Annotated in this window: 24 protein-coding genes; 6 read left to right on the top strand and 18 right to left on the bottom strand. The window is 61.7% G+C overall.

The features are described from left to right. Positions 1 to 198 precede the first annotated feature (198 nt). Together ACMGT0_RS12455 and ACMGT0_RS12460 are read left to right on the top strand one after the other, a co-directional pair. Entirely contained in the window at positions 199 to 1,299 is a 1,101-nt protein-coding gene (locus ACMGT0_RS12455) for a DUF3182 family protein (RefSeq protein ID WP_416772812.1), read from the top strand. Continuing rightward, positions 1,289 to 2,041: an alpha/beta hydrolase family protein gene (locus tag ACMGT0_RS12460; RefSeq protein ID WP_054056931.1), complete on the top strand. Its 753-nt coding sequence runs from the start codon at positions 1,289 to 1,291 to the stop codon at positions 2,039 to 2,041. The genes ACMGT0_RS12455 and ACMGT0_RS12460 overlap by 11 nt, the downstream gene beginning before the upstream one ends. Here ACMGT0_RS12460 and ACMGT0_RS12465 read toward each other — a convergent pair. The 12 genes from ACMGT0_RS12465 to cyoA all read right to left on the bottom strand — a co-directional run bounded on the left by ACMGT0_RS12465 (position 2,036) and on the right by cyoA (position 12,701). Then, on the bottom strand, positions 2,036 to 2,893 hold the full coding sequence (locus ACMGT0_RS12465; protein WP_416772814.1) for an SDR family oxidoreductase: 858 nt from the start codon (positions 2,891 to 2,893) through the stop codon (positions 2,036 to 2,038). The two genes, ACMGT0_RS12460 and ACMGT0_RS12465, sit on opposite strands and share 6 nt — an antisense overlap. 174 nt (positions 2,894 to 3,067) lie before the next feature. Next, a complete protein-coding gene (locus ACMGT0_RS12470) occupies positions 3,068 to 3,628 on the bottom strand; it encodes a type 1 glutamine amidotransferase domain-containing protein (RefSeq protein WP_054056911.1) in 561 nt (186 codons plus the stop codon). A 133-nt stretch (positions 3,629 to 3,761) separates the two neighbouring features. Beyond that, positions 3,762 to 3,998 carry a hypothetical protein gene (locus ACMGT0_RS12475; protein WP_054056910.1) on the bottom strand — a complete coding sequence of 79 codons (237 nt, stop codon included), beginning with the start codon at positions 3,996 to 3,998 and terminating at the stop codon, positions 3,762 to 3,764. 208 nt (positions 3,999 to 4,206) lie between these two features. Then, on the bottom strand, positions 4,207 to 5,997 hold the full coding sequence (locus ACMGT0_RS12480) for a thiamine pyrophosphate-requiring protein (protein ID WP_416772816.1): 1,791 nt from the start codon (positions 5,995 to 5,997) through the stop codon (positions 4,207 to 4,209). A gap of 131 nt (positions 5,998 to 6,128) precedes the next feature. After that, entirely contained in the window at positions 6,129 to 6,401 is a 273-nt protein-coding gene (locus ACMGT0_RS12485; protein ID WP_054056908.1) for a hypothetical protein, read from the bottom strand. Between the two features lie 71 nt (positions 6,402 to 6,472). After that, complete coding sequence (locus ACMGT0_RS12490) at positions 6,473 to 6,742, bottom strand: DUF6555 family protein (RefSeq protein ID WP_054056907.1); 270 nt, start codon at positions 6,740 to 6,742, stop codon at positions 6,473 to 6,475. A 458-nt stretch (positions 6,743 to 7,200) separates the two neighbouring features. Then, complete coding sequence (locus ACMGT0_RS12495) at positions 7,201 to 8,088, bottom strand: manganese catalase family protein (RefSeq protein WP_416772818.1); 888 nt, start codon at positions 8,086 to 8,088, stop codon at positions 7,201 to 7,203. 153 nt (positions 8,089 to 8,241) lie between these two features. Further along, positions 8,242 to 8,544 carry a general stress protein gene (locus ACMGT0_RS12500; RefSeq protein WP_081005884.1) on the bottom strand — a complete coding sequence of 101 codons (303 nt, stop codon included), beginning with the start codon at positions 8,542 to 8,544 and terminating at the stop codon, positions 8,242 to 8,244. Between the two features lie 298 nt (positions 8,545 to 8,842). Beyond that, a complete protein-coding gene (cyoD, locus tag ACMGT0_RS12505) occupies positions 8,843 to 9,181 on the bottom strand; it encodes a cytochrome o ubiquinol oxidase subunit IV (RefSeq protein ID WP_054056904.1) in 339 nt (112 codons plus the stop codon). 1 nt (position 9,182) lies between these two features. Further along, the gene (gene cyoC, locus ACMGT0_RS12510) at positions 9,183 to 9,797 is read right to left on the bottom strand and encodes a cytochrome o ubiquinol oxidase subunit III (protein WP_416772820.1); all 615 of its coding nucleotides are present in this window, start codon (positions 9,795 to 9,797) and stop codon (positions 9,183 to 9,185) included. After that, a complete protein-coding gene (cyoB, locus tag ACMGT0_RS12515) occupies positions 9,794 to 11,773 on the bottom strand; it encodes a cytochrome o ubiquinol oxidase subunit I (RefSeq protein ID WP_416772821.1) in 1,980 nt (659 codons plus the stop codon). The genes cyoC and cyoB overlap by 4 nt, the downstream gene beginning before the upstream one ends. 1 nt (position 11,774) lies before the next feature. Next, the gene (gene cyoA / locus ACMGT0_RS12520; protein WP_416772823.1) at positions 11,775 to 12,701 is read right to left on the bottom strand and encodes a ubiquinol oxidase subunit II; all 927 of its coding nucleotides are present in this window, start codon (positions 12,699 to 12,701) and stop codon (positions 11,775 to 11,777) included. A gap of 322 nt (positions 12,702 to 13,023) precedes the next feature. Between cyoA and ACMGT0_RS12525 the strand changes: the two genes are divergently transcribed. Beyond that, positions 13,024 to 13,554, top strand: a complete 531-nt coding sequence (locus tag ACMGT0_RS12525; protein WP_054056900.1) for a hypothetical protein — start codon at positions 13,024 to 13,026, stop codon at positions 13,552 to 13,554. 60 nt (positions 13,555 to 13,614) lie between these two features. Here the strand turns inward: ACMGT0_RS12525 and ACMGT0_RS12530 are convergent, their stop codons facing one another. The 6 genes from ACMGT0_RS12530 to ACMGT0_RS12555 all read right to left on the bottom strand — a co-directional run bounded on the left by ACMGT0_RS12530 (position 13,615) and on the right by ACMGT0_RS12555 (position 18,600). Then, positions 13,615 to 14,967, bottom strand: a complete 1,353-nt coding sequence (locus ACMGT0_RS12530) for a cation:proton antiporter (protein ID WP_054056899.1) — start codon at positions 14,965 to 14,967, stop codon at positions 13,615 to 13,617. 8 nt (positions 14,968 to 14,975) lie between these two features. Continuing rightward, positions 14,976 to 15,629: a glycosyltransferase gene (locus ACMGT0_RS12535; protein ID WP_054056898.1), complete on the bottom strand. Its 654-nt coding sequence runs from the start codon at positions 15,627 to 15,629 to the stop codon at positions 14,976 to 14,978. Beyond that, the gene (locus ACMGT0_RS12540; protein ID WP_054056897.1) at positions 15,626 to 16,225 is read right to left on the bottom strand and encodes a class I SAM-dependent methyltransferase; all 600 of its coding nucleotides are present in this window, start codon (positions 16,223 to 16,225) and stop codon (positions 15,626 to 15,628) included. The genes ACMGT0_RS12535 and ACMGT0_RS12540 overlap by 4 nt, the downstream gene beginning before the upstream one ends. Further along, positions 16,222 to 16,977 (bottom strand): PIG-L deacetylase family protein, encoded by a 756-nt coding sequence (locus ACMGT0_RS12545; protein WP_054056930.1) that lies wholly within the window; start codon positions 16,975 to 16,977, stop codon positions 16,222 to 16,224. Before ACMGT0_RS12545 ends, ACMGT0_RS12540 begins: the two co-directional genes overlap by 4 nt. 8 nt (positions 16,978 to 16,985) lie before the next feature. Continuing rightward, positions 16,986 to 18,014, bottom strand: a complete 1,029-nt coding sequence (locus ACMGT0_RS12550; RefSeq protein ID WP_416772825.1) for an acyl-CoA dehydrogenase family protein — start codon at positions 18,012 to 18,014, stop codon at positions 16,986 to 16,988. A 406-nt stretch (positions 18,015 to 18,420) separates the two neighbouring features. Further along, entirely contained in the window at positions 18,421 to 18,600 is a 180-nt protein-coding gene (locus ACMGT0_RS12555; RefSeq protein ID WP_054056895.1) for a general stress protein, read from the bottom strand. Between the two features lie 430 nt (positions 18,601 to 19,030). On the opposite strand from ACMGT0_RS12555, the gene ACMGT0_RS12560 reads away from it, so the two are divergent. Genes ACMGT0_RS12560 through ACMGT0_RS12570 form a run of 3 tightly spaced genes read left to right on the top strand, consistent with a single transcriptional unit; the run spans position 19,031 to position 22,546 of the window. Then, entirely contained in the window at positions 19,031 to 20,401 is a 1,371-nt protein-coding gene (locus ACMGT0_RS12560; RefSeq protein WP_416772828.1) for an iron-containing redox enzyme family protein, read from the top strand. 18 nt (positions 20,402 to 20,419) lie between these two features. Continuing rightward, positions 20,420 to 21,379 carry a methyltransferase gene (locus ACMGT0_RS12565; RefSeq protein WP_416772830.1) on the top strand — a complete coding sequence of 320 codons (960 nt, stop codon included), beginning with the start codon at positions 20,420 to 20,422 and terminating at the stop codon, positions 21,377 to 21,379. A 15-nt stretch (positions 21,380 to 21,394) separates the two neighbouring features. Then, complete coding sequence (locus ACMGT0_RS12570) at positions 21,395 to 22,546, top strand: carboxylate-amine ligase (RefSeq protein ID WP_416772832.1); 1,152 nt, start codon at positions 21,395 to 21,397, stop codon at positions 22,544 to 22,546. Positions 22,547 to 22,560 lie beyond the last annotated feature (14 nt).

Genomic DNA, 22,560 nt, shown 5'->3' on the forward strand with positions numbered 1-22,560 from the left:
GATTTCGAGCTGTCCCCTGTAGCTGCGACCGGGCCTTGCGCCGTGCAGTTCAAGAAGAATCCGTGCGCCCCGGATAGCCGGCGCCCTGCGGGTCGGCAGGCCGTCACGACGGCCACGCTCCGTTGATCGATCCGGCCGAACTATTGATCCGCGGGGTCAGTCGGCTTCCCTATAGGGTCAACAAAGGGAGCCCTCCCCATGAGCGTTACGGCGAAGCAACGGTGTGTGGTGGCCTACGGCAGTGTCGGGGCCGGGGAGCATGAGGAACAGACCAACCTGGCGCTGGCGCGCTGGTTGGCACAGATTCTCGGCTGGTCATTCACCGACATCAGGTCGCAGGACCGCGAGTCGGCGCAGGCGCTGTATTTCGTTCCTGCCCACACCCTGGTCGGTGAGGAGCGGGTCGAACTGGGCATCAGCGGTGTGGAGGACCTGCTGGGTGGCTATGTGCAACACGCTTTCATGGCCACCAAGGCGATTTCCCACCCGTTGCTTTCCCGAACGCGCTGGCAGCCGCAGGGGTGGAATCCCCAATTCGCGGAACGGGTGCGGGCCGTGGTGCTGGCGGGCCTGACGGTGTTCGATCGGGACGATGCCCGGCACGCGGCTATTGAGGCGCTGCGCTCAGGGCCCTTGCGGGTCAAGCAGGTGCAGGCGTGCGGCGGGTCCGGCCAGGCGGTGTTGCACGACAGCACCGATCTGGCGCAGTGGTTGAGTGGTCTTGATGAGCCCACCTGTGCCCAGGGCATCGTCCTGGAGGAAAACCTTGAACAGGCCGTGACCCACAGCGTGGGACAGACCCTGATCGACGGTTTGCTGATGACCTATCACGGCCACCAGCACCAGGTACTGAACCGGCACGGTGAGTCGGTGTACGCCGGCTCCGACCTGTTGCTGGTACGTGGCGACTACGTCGATCTGCTGGCGCGGGACCTGGAGCCGCAAGTGCGCAAGGCCATCGAGTATGCGCGCGTTTATGACACTGCCGCCGCGCTGAGCTTTCCGGGCTTCTTTGCTTCGCGTCGCAACTATGACGTGCTGCAGGGCATGGGCAGGGAGGGAGAATCGAAGTTCGGCGTGCTTGAGCAGTCCTGGCGGGTGGGCGGCGCGACGGGGGCCGAACTGGCAGCGTTGCAGGTGTTTCGTGAGCGCCCGGCGGTGAAGGCCGTTCGTGCTTCCACCCATGAGGCCCATGCCGAATGCCCGCTGCCTGAGTCGGCACGGGTGCTGTATCGCGGCCCTGATGGCCGGGGTGATTTCATTCTCAAGTATGCACAGGTCGATGACCATGATTGCTAACAGCGAACCGGTGTGGATCAACGTCGAGGAAGACTCCATCGCGGGCAATTTTCTGAGCCCCCGATCCAAGGTCCCCGGCGTGTTGTTCGTGCACGGTTGGGGAGGGAGCCAGGAGCGTGACCTCAAGCGTGCCCGGGGGATCGCCGGCCTGGGCTGTATCTGTCTGACCTTCGATCTGCGCGGGCATGGCGCAGAGGACAGCCGACAGGCGCAGGTCACGCGTGAAGACAACCTGCGTGACCTGTTGGCCGCGTATGACCGGTTGCTGGCGCATCCCGCCCTGGACACCTCATCGATCGCTGTGGTGGGCACCAGCTATGGTGGCTACCTGGCGACGATTCTCAGCCAGCTGCGCAAGGTGCGCTGGCTGGCCCTGCGGGTACCCGCCATTTATCGTGATGAAAACTGGCACATGGCCAAACGCCAACTCGATCGCAGGGATCTGATGCAGTACCGGGCGAGTCACATCCAGGCGACTGAAAACCGCGCCCTGAGAGCGTGTGCGGCGTTTCGGGGAGACGTTCTGATTGTCGAGTCGGAGCATGATGAGCATGTGCCCCATGCCACGATCATGAGCTACCGGGCTGCGTTTCAACAGACCCATTCGCTCACCCACCGCATCATTGATGACGCCGACCACAGCTTGAGTACCGAGGTCGCGCAGGATGCCTATACCTCCATTCTGATCGATTGGATCACCGAAATGGTGGTGGGTGAGCGATTGAGTATCTCCAGCCTATAGGATCGGTTTGCCGCCGGTGACGCCATAGCGTGACCCCGAGACATAGCTGGACTCGTCAGAGGCCAGCAGCACGTAGAGCGGCGCGACTTCCACGGGTTGGCCGGGCCGCCCGAGGGGCGTCTGTTGACCGAAGTTCCTGACCTCTTCAGGCGGCATGGTGGCCACGATCAGGGGTGTCCATATCGGACCGGGCGCCACGCTGTTGACACGAATGCCTTGGGGACCGAGCAGTTGCGCCAAGCCGGCAGTGAAGTTGGCAATCGCGCCCTTCGTGGTGGCATAGGGCAGCAGGGTCGGCTTGGGCGCATCGGAGTTGATCGAGCTGGTATTGATGATCGAGCTGCCGCTGGCCATGTGGGGCAGGGCCGCCTTGCAGAGGCGGAAGATCGCCGTGATGTTGATGTCGAAGGTTCGCACCCACTCCTCATCGGCAATGTCCTCAAGGGTCTCGTGGGTCATCTGGTAGGCGGCATTGTTGACCAGCACGTCGATGCGCCCGAATGTCTCGACGGTTTTGGCCACCAGTTCGCTGCATTGCTCTTTCTGCGCTATATCGCCGGGCAATAACAGGCACTGGCGACCGGCCTGTTCGACCCAGCGCGCGGTTTCCCGGGCATCTTCATGTTCATCCAGGTAGGCCACGGCGACATCGGCGCCTTCGCGCGCAAAGGCAATCGCCACGGCGCGGCCGATGCCGCTGTCGGCGCCGGTAATCAAGGCAATCTTGCCTTGCAGGCGGCCGGAGCCCCGGTAGCTTTGCTCCCCGCAATCGGGGTAGGGATCCATGGCTTTCTGCGAGCCGGGAGTGGATTGGGGTTGGGACGGAAAGGGAGGGCGAGGATAGATTTTCATACGTGCGTCTCCATCAGAATCAGGGATGGGCAGTTCAGCGATGGGTCGTTCAGTGGCGACTCATGCGAAGTTGCCTGGATTGAGTTGTCCGGTAGGAGCCAATGCGATACCGCTGGGACATCTGACTGTTGCCGGCTGTATCGCCTGACGCCGAATGACCTGCCAGGGAGGTCGTCAGGCGGCCACGAGCGCCTGCGCAATGGCCTGGTTGAAATCGTCCAGGTCGCCGGGGTTGCGTGAGGTGATCAGCGTCCAGCCATTGGCCTGGCATTGCGTGACCGAGGCATCGATCCATTCAGCCTTGGCATTGACCAGGTCTGTCCGTACGCTGGGGTAGGAGGTGAGCGTTTTGCCTGCGATCACGCCGGCGTCAATCAATGTCCAGGGCCCGTGGCAGATGGCGGCAACGACCTTGCCTGCCTGGACAAAGTCGTTGATCAGACGAAGGGCCTCGCCATCCTGGCGTAGCGTATCGGCGTTGACGGTACCGCCGGGAATCAGCAGCGCATCGAAGCCGCCGCCGTTCAGATCCGCCAATCGAGCGTCGGATTCGACCTGCCTGTCCTTGTCGGTATCGTGCAGGAAGGTCTGGGTCGCACCGCCTTCGCTGGACCCATGGGTGACCGTCGCACCCAGCTCACGCAGGGTCTGCAGCGGTTTTAACAGTTCATCTCTTTCGATACCGGTGTTTGAGGTGATGATGAGTATGTGCTTGCTCTGGAGTGGTGAGTTCATGAGTGAAAGTTCTCCGGTTTAAATAAGGGGGGGCTTCAGTTGGCGCTCTACCTCCTGTCTGACCTCATGGGCAATGCCGTAGGCCGGTGATTCATGCGCGGTGGTCACCTTCGGGCGGTGGCCTCGATCGGGCTCAAGCGATATCCCGGTCCACCAGTTGCAGATGCTCGATGGCTTCTCTGGCCTGACTCTGCGCCTTGGCCTTCAGCGTCTGGTAATGGCTGAAGGTTTCCGCATCGAGGTCGGGGCGCTCCAGCAGTTCATAGGCGGCATGCTGAAGGGCATAGGCCCTGTCGAACAGTCGCCGGTTCTGTTCGAGCGCGAACCGTTTGCAGGCTTCGAGTGGGGCGTGATGAGCTTGGGTTTGCATGGGTTCCTCCTGATTGAAAATGAGCGGTGGCGGCTGGCAGAACGGCTGCCATACAAGGTCCGACTTCGACCGGGCGCAGGGATTGCAAATAAAAGCATTGGAAAAGCTGTGGCGTTGCGCCGTTAACACAGCAGGAAAGTCGAACGGTCAAAGGGAAGCGCCGCCAGATCGGGTAGCGCCTGCCGGCGAACCATCAAGGCCTGACCCATCACCTCTTGCGTTTGGGCAGTACGCTGCTCATCACCTGTTTGGCGGTCTGCAAGAGGATGCCTGCTTCATCGGGATCGCCCTGGGCCAGGGTCGAGGCCATTTTTCTGGCCTGTTCGAGCGTGATATGCGCCGGCAGCGGTGGCACGTTGGGGTCGGTCTTGAACTCGATGACCACCGGGCAGTCGGCGGCCAGGGCCTGCTCCCAGGCCGCGGCGACGTCCTCTTCGCGCTCGACGAAGATGCCCTTGAGGCCGATGGAGATCGCAAACAGGTGGTAGGGCACGTCCGGAATGCCCTGCGAGGCTTCGAACTTGGGATCGCCTTCCATCACGCGCTGTTCCCAGGTCACCTGGTTCAGGTCTTCATTGTTGAAGATGGCGCAGATCCAGCGGGGGCTTTCCCACTGCCGCCAATACTTGGCCACGGTAATCAGTTCGGCCATGTTGTTCATCTGCATGGCGCCGTCGCCGACCAGCGCCACCACGGTGCGCCGAGGGTGGGCGAACTTGGCGGCAATGGCATACGGCACCGCGGCCCCCATCGAGGCCAGGCCGCCGGACAGCGAGCACTGCATGCCCTGGCGGATCTGCAGGTCGCGGGCAAACCAGTTGGCGCAGGAGCCGGAGTCGCTGGTGATGATGGCGTGGTCGGGAAGACGGGGCGAGAGTTCGAACACTACCCGTTGCGGATTGATCGGATCGGCCTTGGCCAGGGCGCGTTTTTCCAGGGTTCTGTCCCAACTGGCGCGCCAGCTTTCGACCTTCTTGCGCCACTGGCGGCGTGTCTTGTGCTCAAGCAATGGCAGCAGTGCCTGCAAGGTCTGGCTGGCATCGCCCTGCAGATTGACCTCCATCGGGTAACGCAGGCTGAGCATGCCGGGCCGCAGGTCGATCTGCACCGCACGCGCCTGGCCTTCCCTGGGCAGGAACTCGGCATAGGGAAACCCGGAACCGATCATCAGCAGGGTGTCGCACTCGTTCATCAGCTTGTAGCTGGGCTCGGTGCCCAGCAGGCCAATGCAGCCGGTGACCCAGGGCAGGTCATCAGGCAGGGCTGCCTTGCCCAGTAGCGCCTTGGCGACGCCGGCTCCGAGCTTCTCGGCCACGGCGATGAGCTCTTCGGTGGCCTGCAACGCGCCGGCGCCGACCAGGATCGCCACCTTGTTCCCGGCGTTCAGGACCTCGGCCGCGCGTTGCAGGTCCTGCGCATGAGGGATCACCCGCGGGGCACTGTAGCCTGAGCCGGAATGCGCGGTGCCATGGGCGCGACCTGGCTCCTCGTATTCGAGGTCCTGAAGATCGTTGGGCAGAATCAAGGCTGTGACGCGTCGCTCACCGATGGCGATCCGCAGTGCCCGGTCGACCAGGTGGCGAACCTGCGAAGGGGTTGAGGCCTGCTGGACGAAGGCGGCCGCGACGTCCTTGAACATCGACACCAGATCCAATTCCTGCTGGTAATGGCTGCCCAGCGCCGTGCGTGCCTGCTGTCCAACGATCGCCAGTACAGGCATATGATCCATCTGCGCATCATAGAGGCCCGTCAGCAGGTGTGCAGCGCCCGGACCTGAGGTGGCGATACACACGCCGGGTTCGCCGGTGAATTTGGCGTGGGCCGTGGCCATGAAGGCGGCCATTTCCTCGTGCCGGGCCTGAATGAACTCGATCTTGCCCTGGCTGCGGTTGAGGGCACCGAAGACACCGTTGATGCCGTCGCCCGGATAGCCATAGAGGCGTCGAACACCCCATTGATACAAGCGTTGCACCAGAAAATCGCCTACGGTCATGGTCATTGAACACCTCACTGTTCTCCAAAAGGGCATCGTGATGGGGCTTTCACCCTGGCCACCGGCTCACGCCACGGATCATTGACGGGTCGCTGGGCTGACGGCGCCCGAACGCGGTGGCCGGCAACGGCTGCGGATCAGCCGCAGCTGTCGCCAGCGTCTTCAGGGGTTAGCTGAAACTCATTCTTGGCTTGCTCCCAGGCCTTGCGGGCTTGCGCGTACCTGGCCGCGGCCTGCTCCTTGGCGAGGCGAAATTTCTCCAGTGTGTCCGAGGTGACGACACCGTCGCTGAGCAGGTCGTAGGCTTCGTCATCCAACCGGGCCGCCTCCCTGAACAGGCGGTTGCTGCGTTCGGTTGCCGCGAGCCAACGGTTTTGGGTGGTCTTTTTGTTATTCGCTACTCGGTTCATCGCAGTCCTCCTTTTTCTGGCTTGTCTTTCAAATGAAGGGAATCAACCCGGCTATCTGTCGCAACAGGCGGTCAGTCGGGTGGCGGCGGGATATAGGGTTTTGGAACAAAGGGCGCTTCGCCGGAGCGCCACCATTTCACGTTCTCGACGCCATAGCGTTCGGCGAGCGGTTTACTGATCCGTTTGACGCGCTCTCGGGCGAATCGGGGAATACGGCCTATGCCCGCATCACAACAGGCCCAATGCCAAGCCTCGGCGTTATTCATTGTGGGTGCCCTGATGATGAAAGACTTCTGCTCGCCGTGAAGAAAGTATTCGATGATGAAAAGTTGATTGTTCATTTTCCCTCCTTGTTGTTTGAGTTGGTCGGGCGGGCAAGGCAGGAGGTTCAAATTATTTGAAGGTTGAATTGAATGGCGCGATATCAATTAGCCTCTGGGTTTTTATTTAAACGCGTGTATGGTTTGTTGTTCGGATTAATGTTGTACAGATATTTTTTCTTGTACATGTTTTGTATAGGTTTTAAATGATTGGCGTCATTTCATAAGGCGTGGTTGGATCGTCGTGAAACAAGCGGGGGATGGGAGGAACTAACCGGGAACTTGGCGGGTTGAGTCGGTTCGCCGCGAATCGCTGAATAACATCGGATATCGAGGATGGAAGGGCGTTCTTGCTCTTTCGGGTGCGGTTATTTGCCTGGGGTATCTGAATGAGGGGGTGTACACAAGTTGTGGTTAACCCATTATTCAGCGCGCCCTCCACCTGGAAGAGTGCGACCGTCGCCGCACTCGTTTGACGTTTACAGGGGGTTTTTGCTGCGAGTGAGTCCAGACCCCAGATCCGCACCGGTGAGAGGGTTGGCTGCCGGGTCCGACTGGGTTCGAATTTTCATGGCTTCAAGCACATCCTCGTCGGCAGCGGGCAGGTCCACGCTGGCGCTACCGTCCCCACCATCGAGCGCCGGTTGAGGATTGTCGACGTACTCGAAATCCTCGTCATTGTTCCATGGACCGCGCAGGTCAGGCTCGCCCTTGGACATGCTGAAATAGGTATTGGCGAACTCAGGCATACCCGGCAGCTTGCCTTGGGGGAAGTTGGGTTGAATGGCGTGCAGGGCTTTCTCGAACGACTTCTGGTGAGCAATTTCCCGGGTCATCAGGAAACCGAGCGCCTCCTTGATACCGGGGTCGTCGACCACGTTCATCAACCGCTCGTAGACGATCTTGGCGCGGGCTTCGGCAGCAATGTTGGAGCGAAGGTCGGCGGTGGGTTCCGTCATGGAGTCGACGTAGGCCGCCGTCCAGGGCACGCCGGCGGAATTCACCAGTGGGGCTCCGGCCCCGTAGAGCAGGCTGGTGATGTGTGAATCATTGCCGGCCCCGTTGATGGATCGATACAGCTCGCCTTCTGCCTGGACGCCCTCTGCCATCTGGCCCTTGGCGCCCCGGTTGAGCATGACAATAATCGAGCCGACGATCTCCAGATGGCTCAGTTCTTCTGTGGCAATGTCCATCAGCAGGTCCTTGCGGCCTGGATCCTCTTCGGCCAGTGCCTGGGTGAAGTACCGGGCGGCGGCGGCGAGCTCGCCATTGGCACCGCCAAACTGCTCAAGCAGCAGGTTGGCAAGGCCCGGGTTGGGTTGCGCGACGCGTACGGTGTATTGAAGGCGCTTATTGTGTAAAAACATGCTGAATCTCCTCGAGCGCATCGGTCTGTCTGGGTCGCACAAGGCATCACGGCCGTTCAGGTGATGGGCCCTTCAATATCAGGATGAAAGAGGGGTTGGCGAGAGGGGGACCAGGCCCCGATGTCCCTGAGGCCTGGTCCGGGTTACACGTACTCAGGATTTCTGCCCACCGGAGTGGCTATGTTGGCCACCTTTTTTCCCCGCTTCTGAAGCCTTTTCACGGTCTTCGGCAAAGTTGCCGCCGCGACCGCCGTTAGACTCGTTGTCCTGGGCGTCGCTGGCATGCCGGCCCCCGCCGTGACTGTGCTCACCGCCTTTGCGACCGGCTTCGGCGGCTCGTTCCGGATCATTGGCGAAGTTGCCTCCCGATACCTGGCCTCCCTTGCGGCCTGCTTCAGAGGCTTTTTCACGGTCATTGGCAAAGTTTCCAGGATTGGTGTTTTCAGTATTAGCCATTTTATCTCACCTCATGATTGTTAAAGTACGAACCGTTGGCCCGTTTAATGTTGAGGAGAGAAAACGCTCAAGGTTTTTTTATTCTTTTATAGGGGCGACGGATGGATGTTTATTGAAGGTTCAACTTGTTTTGAGTTTATTCGATGGTCAGTCGATAAATCGTCTCGCTAAATAAAGCCTCTGTGGGGGCGCGTCGACTGCTCGTGCGCAGCCTCAGGTTGAGAATGATTGAAGGTCGATTGTCAGGGCTGGCAAGTAACGGGCGATAGTGGGGTGATCAAGTGCCCGGGAGCGTGACTCAATGTGCCAGCATCTTGATGTGGATGCTTTCCATGATCCATAACGACAACCCCACCAGCAGCAGGATGATGACCAGCGAAAAAACGAACGCAATCAGGTTCCAGCGCTGCTCGGCGGCTGTATCCAGATGCAGGAAGTACTTCAAGTGAATGAAGACTTGCACGATACCGCTCAGGATGACCAACCAGGCCGTGAAGTGGCGAGGGAGTGTCGGGAACATGACCAGGCCGAAAGGGATGATCGTCAGCACCAGGGACAGAGCAAATCCGATCAGATAGGACGTTCTGCTGCCATGGCTTGAACCGGCTGAGCTGTTGATGGGGCTTTGGGTATACATATCAGGCCACTCCCAGCAGGTAGACGACGGTGAACACGCAGATCCAGATGACATCGAGAAAATGCCAGAACAGGCTCAGGCAACTCAGACGCATTGCCGTGGTGCCGGTGATCCCCCGACGGGCGACCTGGCACATGAGAACGGCCATCCAGATCAGGCCGATGGCGACGTGCAGACCGTGGGTGGCGACCAGCGTGAAAAAGGCACTGAGAAAGCCGCTGCGGGCAGGGCCGTACCCTTCCTGAACCAGATGGTGAAACTCATTGATCTCCATGCCCACGAAGGCGGACCCCAGCAGGAACGTCAGCCCAAGCCAACGAATCACTTGCCCGGCGGCACCTCGGTTCAGGGCGAGCATCGCGTAGCCGTAGGTCATGCTGCTCAGCAACAGCAGCAGGGTTTCTCCCAGGACATAAGGCAGCTCGAAGATGTCGACCGTCGAAGGTCCACCGGCGACGTTGTCGCGCAGGACGGCGTAACTGGCGAACAGCGTCGCGAACAGAATGCAGTCGGTCATCAGGTAGACCCAGAAGCCGAACACCTTCAGGGAGCCCGCGTCTTCATGGCCCTGTTCGTGGTTATGGGCGATAGCTTGATTCAATACCGTGTGAGTCATGATGACGCCTCCGTCAGATGCTGAAGCCGGGTTTTCTCGATCACGGCGACTTCCTGCGCGGGTATGAAATGGTCGGTGTGCTCGTCATGACTGCGAACAATCAGGGCCACACCGGCGGCGACCAGTCCCAGCACTGCCAGCCACCCGATGTGCCAGACCAGGGCAAAACCGCATAGGAAGGTGAAGAGACTGATCAGCAGGCCGGCCGAGGTGTTGCTGGGCATGTGGATCTGCCGGTAGTCGGTGTGGGTGAGGGTGCTGATGCCACGCTCCTTCATTCCCCAATAGGCATCCAGGTCATCCACTACCGGTTGTTGAGCGAAGTTGTAGACCGGGGGCGGGGAGGCTGTTGCCCATTCCAGGGTGCGCCCGTCCCAGGGGTCTCCGGTCTTGTCCCGATTCTTGTCGCGATCGCGAATGCTCACCCACAGTTGCACGGCCTGGCACGTCACTCCACAGAGAATGATCGCCACGCCGATCAACTCCAGCATCAGCCATGGGCGCCACTCGGGGTTGTTGAAGTGATTCAGGCGTCGGGTCATGCCCATGAAACCCAACACGTAGGACGGCATGAAGGCGAAGTAGAAGCCGATCAGCCAACACCAGAAGGCGGTCTTTCCCCACTTGTCGTTCAGACGGAAGCCGAAGGCCTTGGGGAACCAGTAGGTCAGGCCCGCCATGTAGCCGAACACCGCACCGCCAATGATGACGTTGTGAAAGTGCGCGATCAGAAACAGGCTGTTGTGCAGCAGAAAGTCCGCCCCCGGCACAGCGAGCAGCACACCGGTCATGCCACCGATGCTGAACGTCACGATAAAGCCCAGCGTCCAGAGCATGGGTGTTTCGAAGCGGACCCGGCCTTTGTACAGGGTGAACAGCCAGGTGAAGATCTTCACCCCGGTCGGCACGGCGATGATCATCGTCATGATGCCGAAAAACGCGTTGACGTTGCCGCCGGCACCCATGGTGAAGAAGTGATGGAGCCAGACGATGAACGACAGGATCGTGATGGCGATGGTTGCCCATACCAACGAGGCATAGCCAAACAGGCGCTTGCGACTGAACGTGGCGGCAATTTCCGAAAAGATGCCAAATGCCGGCAGGATCAGGATGTACACCTCCGGGTGTCCCCAGGCCCAGATGAGGTTGACGTACATCATCGGGTTGCCGCCGGCTTCATTGGTAAAGAAGTGCATGTCCAGGTAGCGGTCCATGGTCAGCATGAACAGTGTGGCGGTGAGGATGGGAAAGGCGGCCAGGATCAGAATGGAGGTACACAGCACCGTCCAGGTGAAGATCGGCATCTTGAACAGGGTCATGCCCTGGGTCCGCATCTTCAGGATGGTCACGAAGAAGTTGACCCCGGTGAGCAGCGTACCGATGCCGGAGATCTGCAATGACCAGATATAGTAGTCGACCCCGACGCCGGGGCTATAGGCGAGCCCTGAAAGTGGCGGGTAGGCGACCCAGCCGGTGCGGGCGAACTCGCCGACCCCCAATGACACGTTGACCAGCACGGCTCCGACCACGAACAGCCAGAAGCTCAAGGCATTGAGGAAAGGGAAGGCGACATCGCGGGCGCCGATCTGCAGCGGCACGACGACGTTCATGAGCCCCACCACGAACGGCATGGCCATGAAGAAGATCATGATCACGCCATGGGCGGTGAAGATCTGATCGTAGTGTTCCGGGGGCAGGTAGCCGGCTCCCCCACCGGCGGCCATGGCCTGCTGTGTCCGCATCATGATGGCGTCGGAGAAACCGCGCAGCAGCATGACCAGTGCCGCGATGATGTACATGCAGCCGATCTTCTTATGGTCCACGCTCGTGAGCCATTCGCGCCACAGGTGGCCCCAGTACCGCTTATGGGTCACCCAGGCGAGCAGGGTGACGCCGATCAGCGCCACCACCGCCAGGGTGTACATGATGATCGGCTCATCGGTGGGGATGGCGTCCCAGGTCAATTTTCCGAACATGTCAGGGCTCCTTCGACATCATGGGTTGGGGCTTGCGGTCATGGATTCCGATGGCACGCATCCCGGTTTCCTTGCCCTTGGTTCCGTTGGACGGGTTCATCCCCTCGTACTGGTCCACAATGGCCTGGAACAGCGTTTCATCGACGCGGGAGTAGTAGGTCACCGGATGGGCGATGGTGGGTCTGGCGAGCCTTGCGTATTGCGCGTGATCCAGTGATCGTGGGGCGGTTTTCACCTTGGCCACCCACGCCTCGAACCCGCTGGCGGTCGTGGCATAGGTATCGAAGTGCATGTCCGAGAAACCGGGGCCGTTGTAATTGGCGGCGATGCCCCGCAACTGCCCCGTTTCGTTGGCGATCAGGTGGAGCCGGGTCTGCATGCCGGCCATGGCGTAGACCTGGCCTCCCAATGCGGGAATGAAAAATGACGTCATCGCCGCGTCGGAAGTGATGGTGAAGCTGACCGGAGTGTTTACCGGCAGGGACAGCTCATTGACACTGGCGATCCCCAGGTCGGGATAGATGAACAGCCATTTCCAGTCTGTCGCCACCACCTGGACATTCAGCGGTGCGACCTGCGACTCGAGGGGCTTGTAGGGATCCAGCGAGTGGGTGGTCCGCCAGGTGACGACACCCAGAACCAAGATGATGAGCAGCGGCACTCCCCAGACGACCGCCTCGATCCTGTGTGAGCTGGCCCAGCGCGGTGCGTAGGGCGCAGTCTTGTTGCTGGCGCGATAGCGGTAGGCGAACCAGAAGGTCATGACGATCACCGGCAAGACGACAACCAGCATCAGCGCTGTGGCGAGAAAGATGAGGTTGCGCTCGTCAATGGCGACTTGGCCTTTGGGGTTCAACAGAACGGCATTACACCCCTGTAGCGTCATTGCACTGATCAGGAAAGACAGATGAGGTTTTTTGATTTTCATAGGTGCTCCCTCACGCGCGCTGCATTCAGTGCGGTGTGTGTTTCAGTGCGTTTGAATCGGTAACAGGGGTATGGAAAAGGCGTCGCCCGGATTGGTTTGAACGGATGTTTTTTTTACGGACGAGCGGTAAAACTGGCGAAGCGGCCAGTTGCGCTGTGGTTGCCTTGTGTCGGGCCTGGATAAAAACAATGGAATTATTATCGCGGCAGCCGGGTCCTTGAGTTTCAAGCGTTTTGCAGGAGAGCCGTCATGTATCGCCGAGGATCTGTCTCCGGGCAGCCCGACAACGCGTAATGGAAACTGACCACGAGAGCCTGTTGCGATGCCCCGGATCCTGACGTCTCGGATCAACGAGGATGACCTGACCGAGCAGAATGCCAAGATGTTCGGCTCTCCCAAGGAGCGCCTGGATTTCTATCGCCGTGAAATCCAGTACGAAACCACCATCCTGTCCAATCGGACGGACGCCTACCTCACGGCCCAGTCATTTCTGGTCATCGCTTTCGCTTCCTGTATGAGCAACGTCAATCCTGAGTGGGGCAAGCTGTTCACGCTGTCCCTGCCGCCGATACTGGCCTTGCTCGGCATTCTCAGTTCCCTGAACGCCTGGCCTGGCATCAAGGCGGCGTACGAGATCATCGATCACTGGCACTTCAAGCAAAGCCAGCTCTTGCAGAGCGAGCCGGTGATGGGATTGGCCTATGATGAGTCGCCGTTATTCTGCGCCAGTGAATCGACGCACAAGGGGTACCGCAAATCGCTGCTGTTCTCCCTGCGTTCACCGCTGCTTTTTGCCCTCTTCTGGCTGTTGCTCGGAAGCTGGTCGGTGATAGTGCAGACCGTCAGCTTCTGATTCGACTTGCAGGATGAAGCGGCAGGGCGTGGACCTGTTTGGCAGGCGGTCCCGTTCGGGTCAGGTGTCATCCTGCTTCGCCCTCAGGCGCTCATAGCGGGCAAGCATGGGCTGGGTACTCAGGCCATGGATCAGGATGCTGAGGGCGACCACCGAGAGGGTCAGGCCGACACAGGTCCCGGCCAGGTCCGCGTCCAGCCCGTGATTCAAGGCGTAGAAAAGGTAATACAGGCTGCCGATCCCGCGGATACCGAACCAGCCCACCAGCCACCGTTGAGGCGTCTGCAGCAGTGGGCCCCAAGGCAGCAGCAGGACGCTCGACGGCCGGATGACGAGAAACAGGAGGGCGCCGATGATCACTGCCCGCCCGTCCCAATAGTTCACGATGACGACCCCCAGCAGGGTGACCAGGAACACCTCCATGGCCCTTTCCACCAGGTTACCGAAGGCCAGCATGTCCCCCATCATCACCCCCGCCGCCACCTGGGCCTCTTCCAGGGCATCGACATCGCCATGCAGGGCCAGGTGCGGCTCGACGTTCTGGTGCCCGACCACGGGCTGCACCAGGTGCTCGGCGGGCGCTTTGGCACTGTCCGAGGAGAGCACTTCCGACCGGCGCAAGCCGAGCGCGGCCGCGAAGACCGAGAGAAAACCATACCCCTGCAATGCCTCTGCAATCACATAGGCCAGGGCGATCAGCGCCAGCGTCAGGTAGTCGTTGGGCGAGGAGGTGCTGTCCCGGTTTCGGGTTTGCATCAGCAGCGTCAGCCGGCCCAGCCCGCGCCCCATGCCGTAGCCGATCAGCAGGCCTGCCGGAACGGCCCACACCAGATCCTTGCATAGCCACTCCAGCCAGCCATCGCTGGTGCTGCCTGGCGCCTGGAGCATCGCCAGCCCCAACAGGACGAATGGAAAGGCCACCCCGTCGTTGAGTCCTGCTTCGCCGGAAAGGCCGAAACGCACCCGGTCGTGATCCCTCGAGTCGTTCACCTGAACCATGGAGGCCAATACCGGGTCGGTAGGGGCGAGGATCGAGGCCACCAGCACAGCGGCTCCCCAGGGCAGTCCGAGCAGATAGTGCAGCGCCATGCCGGTGGCCGCGATGCTCAGCAACATCACCGGTCCGGCAAGCCCCAAGGCGACTCGCCAGCTGGGGTCCTTCAGAGGCAGGCGCAGCTTGAGTCCGCACACGAACAGGGAAAACAGTACGGCGACCTCACTCAGGTGCTCCATCCAGGACGACGCCTGATGAAGGTCCAGTTGCAGCCAGCCGAGTCCGGCAGGACCCATGGCAATCCCCATGACCAGGCAGGCGGCCGAGGTGGTGATCGGCATCCAGCGCAAGGCGGAGGAGGTCAGTGCCAGGACCAGCAGGATTCCGCCCAGCACGCTCATCCACAGGAGGAAGCCCATGGCGGGGCTCAAGTGCCCAGCGCAGTGAGAAAATCGCCGAATCCGCCGCGCACGCGACAGTCGCTGCGACTGCTGGTGGAGACACTGTTGCGGGCGGTCCACACGATTCGAGCCCCGCTTTGCTGCAGGTCGTTCACCAGTTGTACATCCTCGTGCAGTGGCAGGGGTTGAAAGCCGCCGGCCCGTTGGTAGGCCCTGGCACAAATGCCCAGGTTGGCCCCATGGATGTGGCGATGATGCTCGCGCGCCTGGTAGTGCGCCTGATAACGCTGGCGCAGCCTGGCATCCTGATGAGCCTGCCAGTGCTCAACATGCACGGTGCCGCACACGGCATCGGCGCCAAATGCCAGTTGGCAGAGCAACCAGTCGGGAGGGACGCAACTGTCGGCATCGGTACACGCCAGCCAGCGAGCGCCGTTCTCCAGCATCAGGGAGGCGCCGGCCCGGCGGGCCATGCCGACGTTGCGTGCGTCGATGCTCAGGGTGCGAACGGCATGTGCCACGGCGATGGAGTGGCTGGCATCGCTGCACTGATCCAGGACGACAAGGATCTGGACGGCTTCGCCCAGGCGTTCCACAGGGCGGGCGGCCCGTTTCAAGGCCTGGAGGCATTTCCCCAGTCGCTGGGCCTCGTTATGGGCAGGTACGATCACGGCGATCATAGGCAGGTCTCCTGCAGATTGACGACGCAGGGCTCCGGGCTCCAGAGCTCCAACAGAAACTGCGCTTCCTCATGGCGCACGACCCGATGCAGGGGCAGATGGCGTTCGAGCAGGGCATGGACCTGGCTTCCGTCCTGTTCGCACCCCGCGATGGGCGCAAGCCAGTGGCAGGCCAGCACTTCACCCCCGGGCGCCAGGCTGTCGAGGGCCTGGGCGATAACCTGGCGCCAGTCGCAGGCACTGAGGTAATAGCCGATCTCGCCCAGTACGATCAGGTCAAACGGTCCCGCCGGCCAGGTCGTGGGCAGCCGGCCCTGTTCGACCACCGCGTGGGGCAAGTCGCCCAGGCGTGTCCGTGCCAGGCGCACGGCCGTCGGGTCGCCGTCCTGGCACAGCAGTGCGTCGCAGCGGCAGGCCAGGGCGGCACTGAGCTCGCCATTGGCACAGGCGGGCTCGAAGACACGCCCATAGCGTTGCCGTGGCAGGCAGGACAGGATCAGGTCGCGTTTTCGTTGCTCGTACCAGCGGCTGCGAAATTGCCAGGGGTCGTCACTGGCGGCAAACAACTGGGCGAAGTAGTGCTCGCTCACACTCATGTGAATACCAGTTCAAAGGGTTGCAGAAGCCTTTCGAGGGCATGGGCCTGCAGCACTGGCGCGGTGTCCTGATCAGGCACTGTCTGGCTGCGGTGAGCGGCGATCGCCCGACGCTTGAGTGAGAGCGTCGAGGCGTCGAGCGAGAGTTTGCGAGCACGTTTCCACGGCAGGCGGGCATCGTTCGGCAGGGCCCAGTGCCACGCCCACACGGGGGCTTCGAACAGCATGGCCTGGCGTTGTCGGGCTGCCCCGGCGCAGGCCCGCCCAACCGCTTCATGGTCAGCATGACCATCCTCGCGCCAAGTGGTGATCACGCGATCCCCGGGTTCGATCCATTGCGACAGGTCGTGGCACAGCTCGGGTTCATGGCGTGCAACGTCACTGTCCGGCAGCCCGAGGCGCAACCATTGCAGCTGCGTGGTCTTGAGTCCCAGTTCATGCAGGGCGGCCAGGCTCTCCTGGGGGCGCACCTGCCGAAGCCGGTGTTCAGTCCAGCGCGTCGACCCTCGATGGCTGGCTTCGCCGTCCGTCACCGAGATCAACAACAGGTTCGGTGCCGGCTGTTGCGCCAGGCCCACCAGCAGCCCCCCGCACATCAGCACCTCGTCATCGGGGTGCGGTGCGACCACGACCAGCCGGCATCCGTCGGGAACGAGCGTGTTGCGGCTGATGGGCGGCACCTCCGCCAGGGACACCGAGCGTTGCCAGTCGGCCAGGGGCGTGCCGGTTCCCTCAATCGCCTTCGAGTCCATGGCGGTGCTCATAGCTGCCAGCTCCCTGGCGCCGCATCGGCCACCTGGTGGCCCAGCTCTGCCAGGTCCCGCTCGGCATGGCTTTGCCGCAGGTACACCGGAAGGTCGGCAGCGAGCCGGGCAAAGTGGGGATCACGACAGTAGGGGCTGGCCCCCAGCGCACGTCCCACATGAGCGCTCACGTTCGAGGCGGCTTCTTCCACCACTGCCCGCAAGCGGCGTACGGGGACGCTGGCCTCGGCCTGCGGATGCGCGTCGATCCAGGCTGCACATTCGCGCAGTGTGGCTCTGGCGGCGCACAGGGACGCCTCGACGGCCCCCAGGTGGGCGTTGGCATGGGGATCGGATCGCCGGGTGCAGCAGTACTGGCGCAGATGCTCGGCCAGGGCCTCACTGGCCCCATACCAGCAAGCGGCAATACCTGCCCCGCCATGCCAGAAACCCGGACGCTCCAGATAACGCCCCGGTTGACCCACCGGGTACGCAGGGGTGTCGCGAAACTCGAGCTCAACGCTGCCGGTGTCTGCCATGCCCACCGCGTGCCAGGTGCTGGCGTCCAGGTGTTGGGTGGGCTCATTGAGATGGATGGCGACCAGTTGCTGACGGCCTTCTTCATCCCAGGCGGTCAGTAGTGCGCGATCGATGTGGTGGGCACCCGAGCACCAGGCCTTGCGCCCGCGCAACTGCAACTGCGGGCCGCGACGGGCGACAATCCGCGTGCTGGCAAAGGGCGGCTCGGCGGCCCAGACGCCCCAGATAGCCTGCTCCTTCAGATGCTGCGCATCACATTCAGCCAGGATTGCCAGCGCATCGGTATGGCCTTCATAGAGTTTGGCCAGTGAAAGGTCATGCCCGGCCACTTGGGCCAGTTTTTGCCAGCGCTGCAAGGTCTTGCCCTGGCCTGGCAACGGCAATCGATCCAGGCCGTGGGCCTGCAAGGTGCGCAGGGTGTGGGCGGCAGGCGCAGACGCCGGAAAACGGCTGAGCAGGGTTTGCAGTACGTCATGCTGGAGGGTGTCGGCATGGGGCATGCTCATCATCCTTGGCGGGTGGAACGGTGGAGAACCATTGCCTAAGGTATGAAGCAGGGTGCTTGAAGGGAGTTCAATCCGATTGCGTTTGAACGGCAGCGGTTGTGCAAGGCAACATCCGTATCGAGCAGGAGTGGCCTGGTAGTTTCAACTCATCCCGAAAGGAGAATAGACTTTAAATATGAAACACCCATGATCGGTAATTTCGACATTTTTTAGGGCCATCAATGCTCTGGGTTTGACTTCTTTATTACAGCCGGATTTTCCGATTTATAGAGAATATACCGAAGCAGAGACTATCCAGAATAAAGGGACAATCTCCGAGAGTCGTCATGCCGAGCCTGAGAGAGCAGGGTGCAAGGCTTGCAAAAAGAGGCGCAAGGGCCGCAGCCCCTGCGCAAGGACTCAGACATCAACCGCGGCCTTGACCACCGTGGCTATGCTGGCCACCTTTTTTACCCGCTTCAGAGGCCTTCTGCTTATCGTTGGCGAAATTGCCGCCCGACGCCTGACCGCCTTTCTTGCCGGCCTCGGATGCCTTTTCACGATCGTTGGCGAAGTTGCCTGGGTTCGAATTGCCTTTACTGGTCATGATGATACCTCTGGTTCGTTGAGTTGTTTCGCTCACCGCAGGGCGAGCATTAACTGGGATTGGGGTGGGTGGGAGAAGTTGGAACTAAATTTTCTTCTGGCGATGAACGGTAGTTTGCTGTTTTTCTGCCGCTTGATGCTTATAAGCAAGCGGCGTGCTTCTGCAATAGGGGTATAGAGAGGGGAGGGCGGTGCGGCATCGACGTCGGCTTGGCCGCTTCGCCTTGAGGTCTTTGGAACAGGGACAGGAGCGCTGCGCCTTGTCAGACTTCGACCGTCGCGAAGCATTCTTTCAGGCCCGGTGCCGATGAAGCGAAACGACGGATTTCCGTCAGCAGGACCGGTCATCAGCCATTGATGAAACGGAATGGAATCTTTCCTTTGCGCAGCGGCTCTTCCCCTCATGAGCCACTGATTTGAAGGAGTACTCGATGACGCCAGTCAAAGCGCTGAGCGCAAGCTTGGCACCGCTACCGTGCGCGCCACTGCGCAACCTGTACCAGCAACTGCTGGCCCTGGGTGACGAGCCGCCCGTGGAGCTGGCCTGTGACGTTCTCCACCAGCAATTGCAACAGGTGGAACCGGCTGCCCATCCGCTGCCCACTCAATTCCATCAGCTGCTGGCCTGGGTCGAGGGCCACTGTGCCGAGGTCGCCCGGCAGTACGCTCACTACCTGCAGGAACGCCGCCAGGGCGCTGGGCGACGTTATCTGCGCAACAAGGCGCATGCACTGTACTTCCTGCAGGCCGTGGCACCGACCAAGCTGGTCGATGGCGCCTGGCTGTACGGAACGTTGAAACACTGGAGGGACTATCGCTATGACGGTCTGATCACCACCTATCTGCAGGAGTTGGGGGATGGCGAGGCCGCGCTCAATCATGTGGCCCTGTATCGCCGGCTGCTGGCCGATGAAGACTGCGAGCACGATCCGGATCTGGGCGACGAGCACTATCGGCAAGGTGTGATTCAACTGGCGCTGGGGCACGCTGCCGATGCCTTCCTGCCGGAGGTATTGGGTTACAACCTGGGTTACGAGCAGTTGCCCCTGCATTTGCTGATCTGCGCCTACGAGCTGAGCGAATGGGGCATCGACCCCTACTACTTTACGCTGCACGTCACCATCGACAACGCCAGCACGGGCCATGCGCGCAAGGCCGTGCAAGCCGTCAGCGAACTGAAGCCGGTCGGCATGGCCGCCAAACAGTACTGGCAACGAGTGGCCCGCGGTTATCAGCTCAATGACCTGGGACTGGGCACGCTGGACGTGATCAGGGCTTTCGATCTGGAGCGGGAAGTGGTGTCGATGCTGGAGCGCAAGCGACTGGCCGGCCAGTACCTGCATGCCGATCGCTGTCGCTTCGAAGGCAAGACCGTCAACCAGTGGCTGGAGCAACCGGGGTGTATTCCGGCGTTCTTGCAGGCCTTGCAGGACCGGGGCTGGATCCGTCGTCACCAGGACCCGCGAGACAGTCGCTTCTGGCGTCTGATCGAGGGTGACGCCGCGGCGATGTTCGGGGTGTTCAATGGCTATGAGAAGCAACTGATCAAGGATTGGATTGCGGGAAGGTGGCAGGACTCAACGCCTGTTGGCATTCCCCGGGGGGGAGTGGCCCATCGCCGGGCGGCGGAGGATGCTCAAGACGATCCGGAAACCTGCCTCTTGCGCCAGGTGTTGAACCGGTATTCACCTGACCAGCAGATCGCGGTGCTGTTGCCCTGGCTATCCGCCCCTCGCCATAGCCGGCCCGCCGGGCTCTTTGCCGCCCGCACCTTCCTCGAACTGCGTAAGCGCTTGCGCTGATTGCTCAGGAGAGCGGCCATGAATCCTTGCGACTACACGCTGTCGCGCCAGACCGACCAGGCGCTGGTGCAACTGGGGCGGCGTCTGCAGGCGGACGGCTACCGTTTCGTCACACCCACGCCATTGACGCACCAGCGGGTGCTGGCCCGATCACCGCTACCCTGTGCGGTGGATCTTCGCGATGTATTTGGCTGGTCCCGACCCTTCGAGCCCAGCCTGTTGGAGGCGGCGCAGCTTGCCCAACTGCAGCAGGCCGGGATCTTGCGGGAAGACGCCGGTCGCCTGCGCAGCACGATTCGATGGTCGAGCCTGGGAGACCTGCTGCTGGCCCATTCCGCGTTTCCGACCGAAGAGCCGGATGCCGTGTTTTTCGGGCCCGACAGTTATCGGTTTGCCGGTGTGATCACAGACTATTTGAACCAGCGTTTTGCACCGGTGCGGCGTGCCGTGGACATCGGCTGCGGCACCGGTGTCGGGGCCCTGCTGGTGGCGCGTGCCCGGCATGATGCGCAGGTGCTGGCCGTCGACATCAACCCGCGCGCCCTGCGCTTGAGTGCGGTGAATGCCGAGCTGGCCGGGGTGCGCAACTTCAGCGTTTACCACAGTGATTTGCTCGACAGCATCGAGGGGCGTTTCGATCTGATCGTGGCCAATCCCCCCTACATGAACGACAGCCGGCAACGAGCCTATCGTCATGGCGGCGGGGCACTGGGCGAGCACCTGTCGTTGCGCATCCTCCAGGCTTCCCTGCCACGGCTGGACGTCAACGGTGCGCTGGTCCTGTACACCGGCGTGGCGATAGTCCAGGGGCAGGATCCGTTTCTCGAGGCCGCCCGTACGCTTCTGGTCGATGGGCGCTATGGCTGGACCTATCGGGAACTGGACCCTGATGTGTTTGGCGAGGAGCTGGACAAACCCGGCTATGAGCAGGTGGAGCGGATCGCGGTGGTGGTGCTCACCGTCACCCGTCTGCCGTGAGCGATGAGGCCCGCCATGTCCTTCGATCACGGCCTGCCACAGCGTCTGGGGGTCGAAGAGGAGTATTTCATCACCGATCTGGACAGCCGGCAGATGGTCGCCGAGCCTTCGGCCCAGGTGCTGCGCGATTGTCGTGAGGCGCTGGGCGCGGGGTTCGCCGCCGAAATGTTCCAGGGCCAGATCGAAGTGGCGTCGCCCGTGTTCGAGCATCTCGCTCAGGCCAGCGAGTACCTGCGCCAGCGACGCTACGCACTCGACCAGGCGTTGGCGCCTCACGGCTTGGGCTTCCTCTGCGCGGGAACGCACCCAGTGGCCCAGTGGCACCTTCAACGTGCCACCGGGCAGGAGCATTTCCGGCAGTTGTTCGGCGATTACGCCCAGGTCGCGCAGCGCAGTGTGCTCAGCGGCCTGCATGTGCATGCTGAAGTGCCCCCAGGCATTGACCGCATCCGCGTCATGAACGAGGTACTGCCCTGGCTGCCGTTGTTACTGGCGCTGAGCGCCTCGTCACCGTTCTGGCAAGGCCGCGACAGTGGCTACTTCAGCTACCGCCAGGTGGTGTGCGATGAGTGGCCGCGCATGGGCGTTCCCGAATACCTGAATGATGACCAGGCCTACGGCGACTATCTGGCCCTGCTGCGTCGCGCCGGGGCGCTACGTGCCGACACGCCGATCTGGTGGGGGATCCGGCCGTCGTTGCGCTATCCGACGCTTGAGCTGCGCCTGACCGATGCCTGTCCTCGCGTCGAGGATGTCCTGACCCTGGCCGGCCTGTTCAGCGTCATGGTGCGCCATGCCTGCCTGCACGCCGAGCCCGGTCAGCGCTACACCCTGGTCCATCACTGGTTGCTCAAGGAGAACCGTTTTCAGGCTCGCCGTTGGGGCGTGCACGGGCACTACCTGATGGACCCCGAACAGCCGGTAATGGATCTGCACCACTGGTTGGCGTCGGCCCACCACACCTTCGGCGCCACGGCGCAGGCCCTGGGCCAGGAGCAACTGTTCAACCAGGCCTTCAACCTGTTGCGGGACGGCACCAGCGCCGAACGTCAATTGCGCTGCTTCCAGGCCCAACCCGCGCACCTGGATGATCAGGCACGTTGTCGTGCAGTGGTCGACCTGCTGCTGGCGCAGAGCCGCGACCCCACCCGCCAGCGTGCCGGGTAGTTCCGGGGACTGTT

Source organism: Pseudomonas sp. RHF3.3-3, from assembly GCF_048069595.1.
Classification (GTDB): Bacteria; Pseudomonadota; Gammaproteobacteria; order Pseudomonadales; family Pseudomonadaceae; genus Aquipseudomonas; species Aquipseudomonas fuscovaginae_B.

What these genes read in the sequence shown, in the direction of transcription:
- ACMGT0_RS12455 (WP_416772812.1), top strand. Translation starts at nt 199, where the DNA reads ATGAGCGTTACGGCGAAGCAACGGTGTGTGGTGGCCTACGGCAGTGTC.
- ACMGT0_RS12460 (WP_054056931.1), top strand. Translation starts at nt 1,289, where the DNA reads ATGATTGCTAACAGCGAACCGGTGTGGATCAACGTCGAGGAAGACTCC.
- ACMGT0_RS12465 (WP_416772814.1), bottom strand. Translation starts at nt 2,893, where the DNA reads ATGAAAATCTATCCTCGCCCTCCCTTTCCGTCCCAACCCCAATCCACT.
- ACMGT0_RS12470 (WP_054056911.1), bottom strand. Translation starts at nt 3,628, where the DNA reads ATGAACTCACCACTCCAGAGCAAGCACATACTCATCATCACCTCAAAC.
- ACMGT0_RS12475 (WP_054056910.1), bottom strand. Translation starts at nt 3,998, where the DNA reads ATGCAAACCCAAGCTCATCACGCCCCACTCGAAGCCTGCAAACGGTTC.
- ACMGT0_RS12480 (WP_416772816.1), bottom strand. Translation starts at nt 5,997, where the DNA reads ATGACCATGACCGTAGGCGATTTTCTGGTGCAACGCTTGTATCAATGG.
- ACMGT0_RS12485 (WP_054056908.1), bottom strand. Translation starts at nt 6,401, where the DNA reads ATGAACCGAGTAGCGAATAACAAAAAGACCACCCAAAACCGTTGGCTC.
- ACMGT0_RS12490 (WP_054056907.1), bottom strand. Translation starts at nt 6,742, where the DNA reads ATGAACAATCAACTTTTCATCATCGAATACTTTCTTCACGGCGAGCAG.
- ACMGT0_RS12495 (WP_416772818.1), bottom strand. Translation starts at nt 8,088, where the DNA reads ATGTTTTTACACAATAAGCGCCTTCAATACACCGTACGCGTCGCGCAA.
- ACMGT0_RS12500 (WP_081005884.1), bottom strand. Translation starts at nt 8,544, where the DNA reads ATGGCTAATACTGAAAACACCAATCCTGGAAACTTTGCCAATGACCGT.
- cyoD (WP_054056904.1), bottom strand. Translation starts at nt 9,181, where the DNA reads ATGTATACCCAAAGCCCCATCAACAGCTCAGCCGGTTCAAGCCATGGC.
- cyoC (WP_416772820.1), bottom strand. Translation starts at nt 9,797, where the DNA reads ATGACTCACACGGTATTGAATCAAGCTATCGCCCATAACCACGAACAG.
- cyoB (WP_416772821.1), bottom strand. Translation starts at nt 11,773, where the DNA reads ATGTTCGGAAAATTGACCTGGGACGCCATCCCCACCGATGAGCCGATC.
- cyoA (WP_416772823.1), bottom strand. Translation starts at nt 12,701, where the DNA reads ATGAAAATCAAAAAACCTCATCTGTCTTTCCTGATCAGTGCAATGACG.
- ACMGT0_RS12525 (WP_054056900.1), top strand. Translation starts at nt 13,024, where the DNA reads ATGCCCCGGATCCTGACGTCTCGGATCAACGAGGATGACCTGACCGAG.
- ACMGT0_RS12530 (WP_054056899.1), bottom strand. Translation starts at nt 14,967, where the DNA reads ATGGGCTTCCTCCTGTGGATGAGCGTGCTGGGCGGAATCCTGCTGGTC.
- ACMGT0_RS12535 (WP_054056898.1), bottom strand. Translation starts at nt 15,629, where the DNA reads ATGATCGCCGTGATCGTACCTGCCCATAACGAGGCCCAGCGACTGGGG.
- ACMGT0_RS12540 (WP_054056897.1), bottom strand. Translation starts at nt 16,225, where the DNA reads ATGAGTGTGAGCGAGCACTACTTCGCCCAGTTGTTTGCCGCCAGTGAC.
- ACMGT0_RS12545 (WP_054056930.1), bottom strand. Translation starts at nt 16,977, where the DNA reads ATGGACTCGAAGGCGATTGAGGGAACCGGCACGCCCCTGGCCGACTGG.
- ACMGT0_RS12550 (WP_416772825.1), bottom strand. Translation starts at nt 18,014, where the DNA reads ATGAGCATGCCCCATGCCGACACCCTCCAGCATGACGTACTGCAAACC.
- ACMGT0_RS12555 (WP_054056895.1), bottom strand. Translation starts at nt 18,600, where the DNA reads ATGACCAGTAAAGGCAATTCGAACCCAGGCAACTTCGCCAACGATCGT.
- ACMGT0_RS12560 (WP_416772828.1), top strand. Translation starts at nt 19,031, where the DNA reads ATGACGCCAGTCAAAGCGCTGAGCGCAAGCTTGGCACCGCTACCGTGC.
- ACMGT0_RS12565 (WP_416772830.1), top strand. Translation starts at nt 20,420, where the DNA reads ATGAATCCTTGCGACTACACGCTGTCGCGCCAGACCGACCAGGCGCTG.
- ACMGT0_RS12570 (WP_416772832.1), top strand. Translation starts at nt 21,395, where the DNA reads ATGTCCTTCGATCACGGCCTGCCACAGCGTCTGGGGGTCGAAGAGGAG.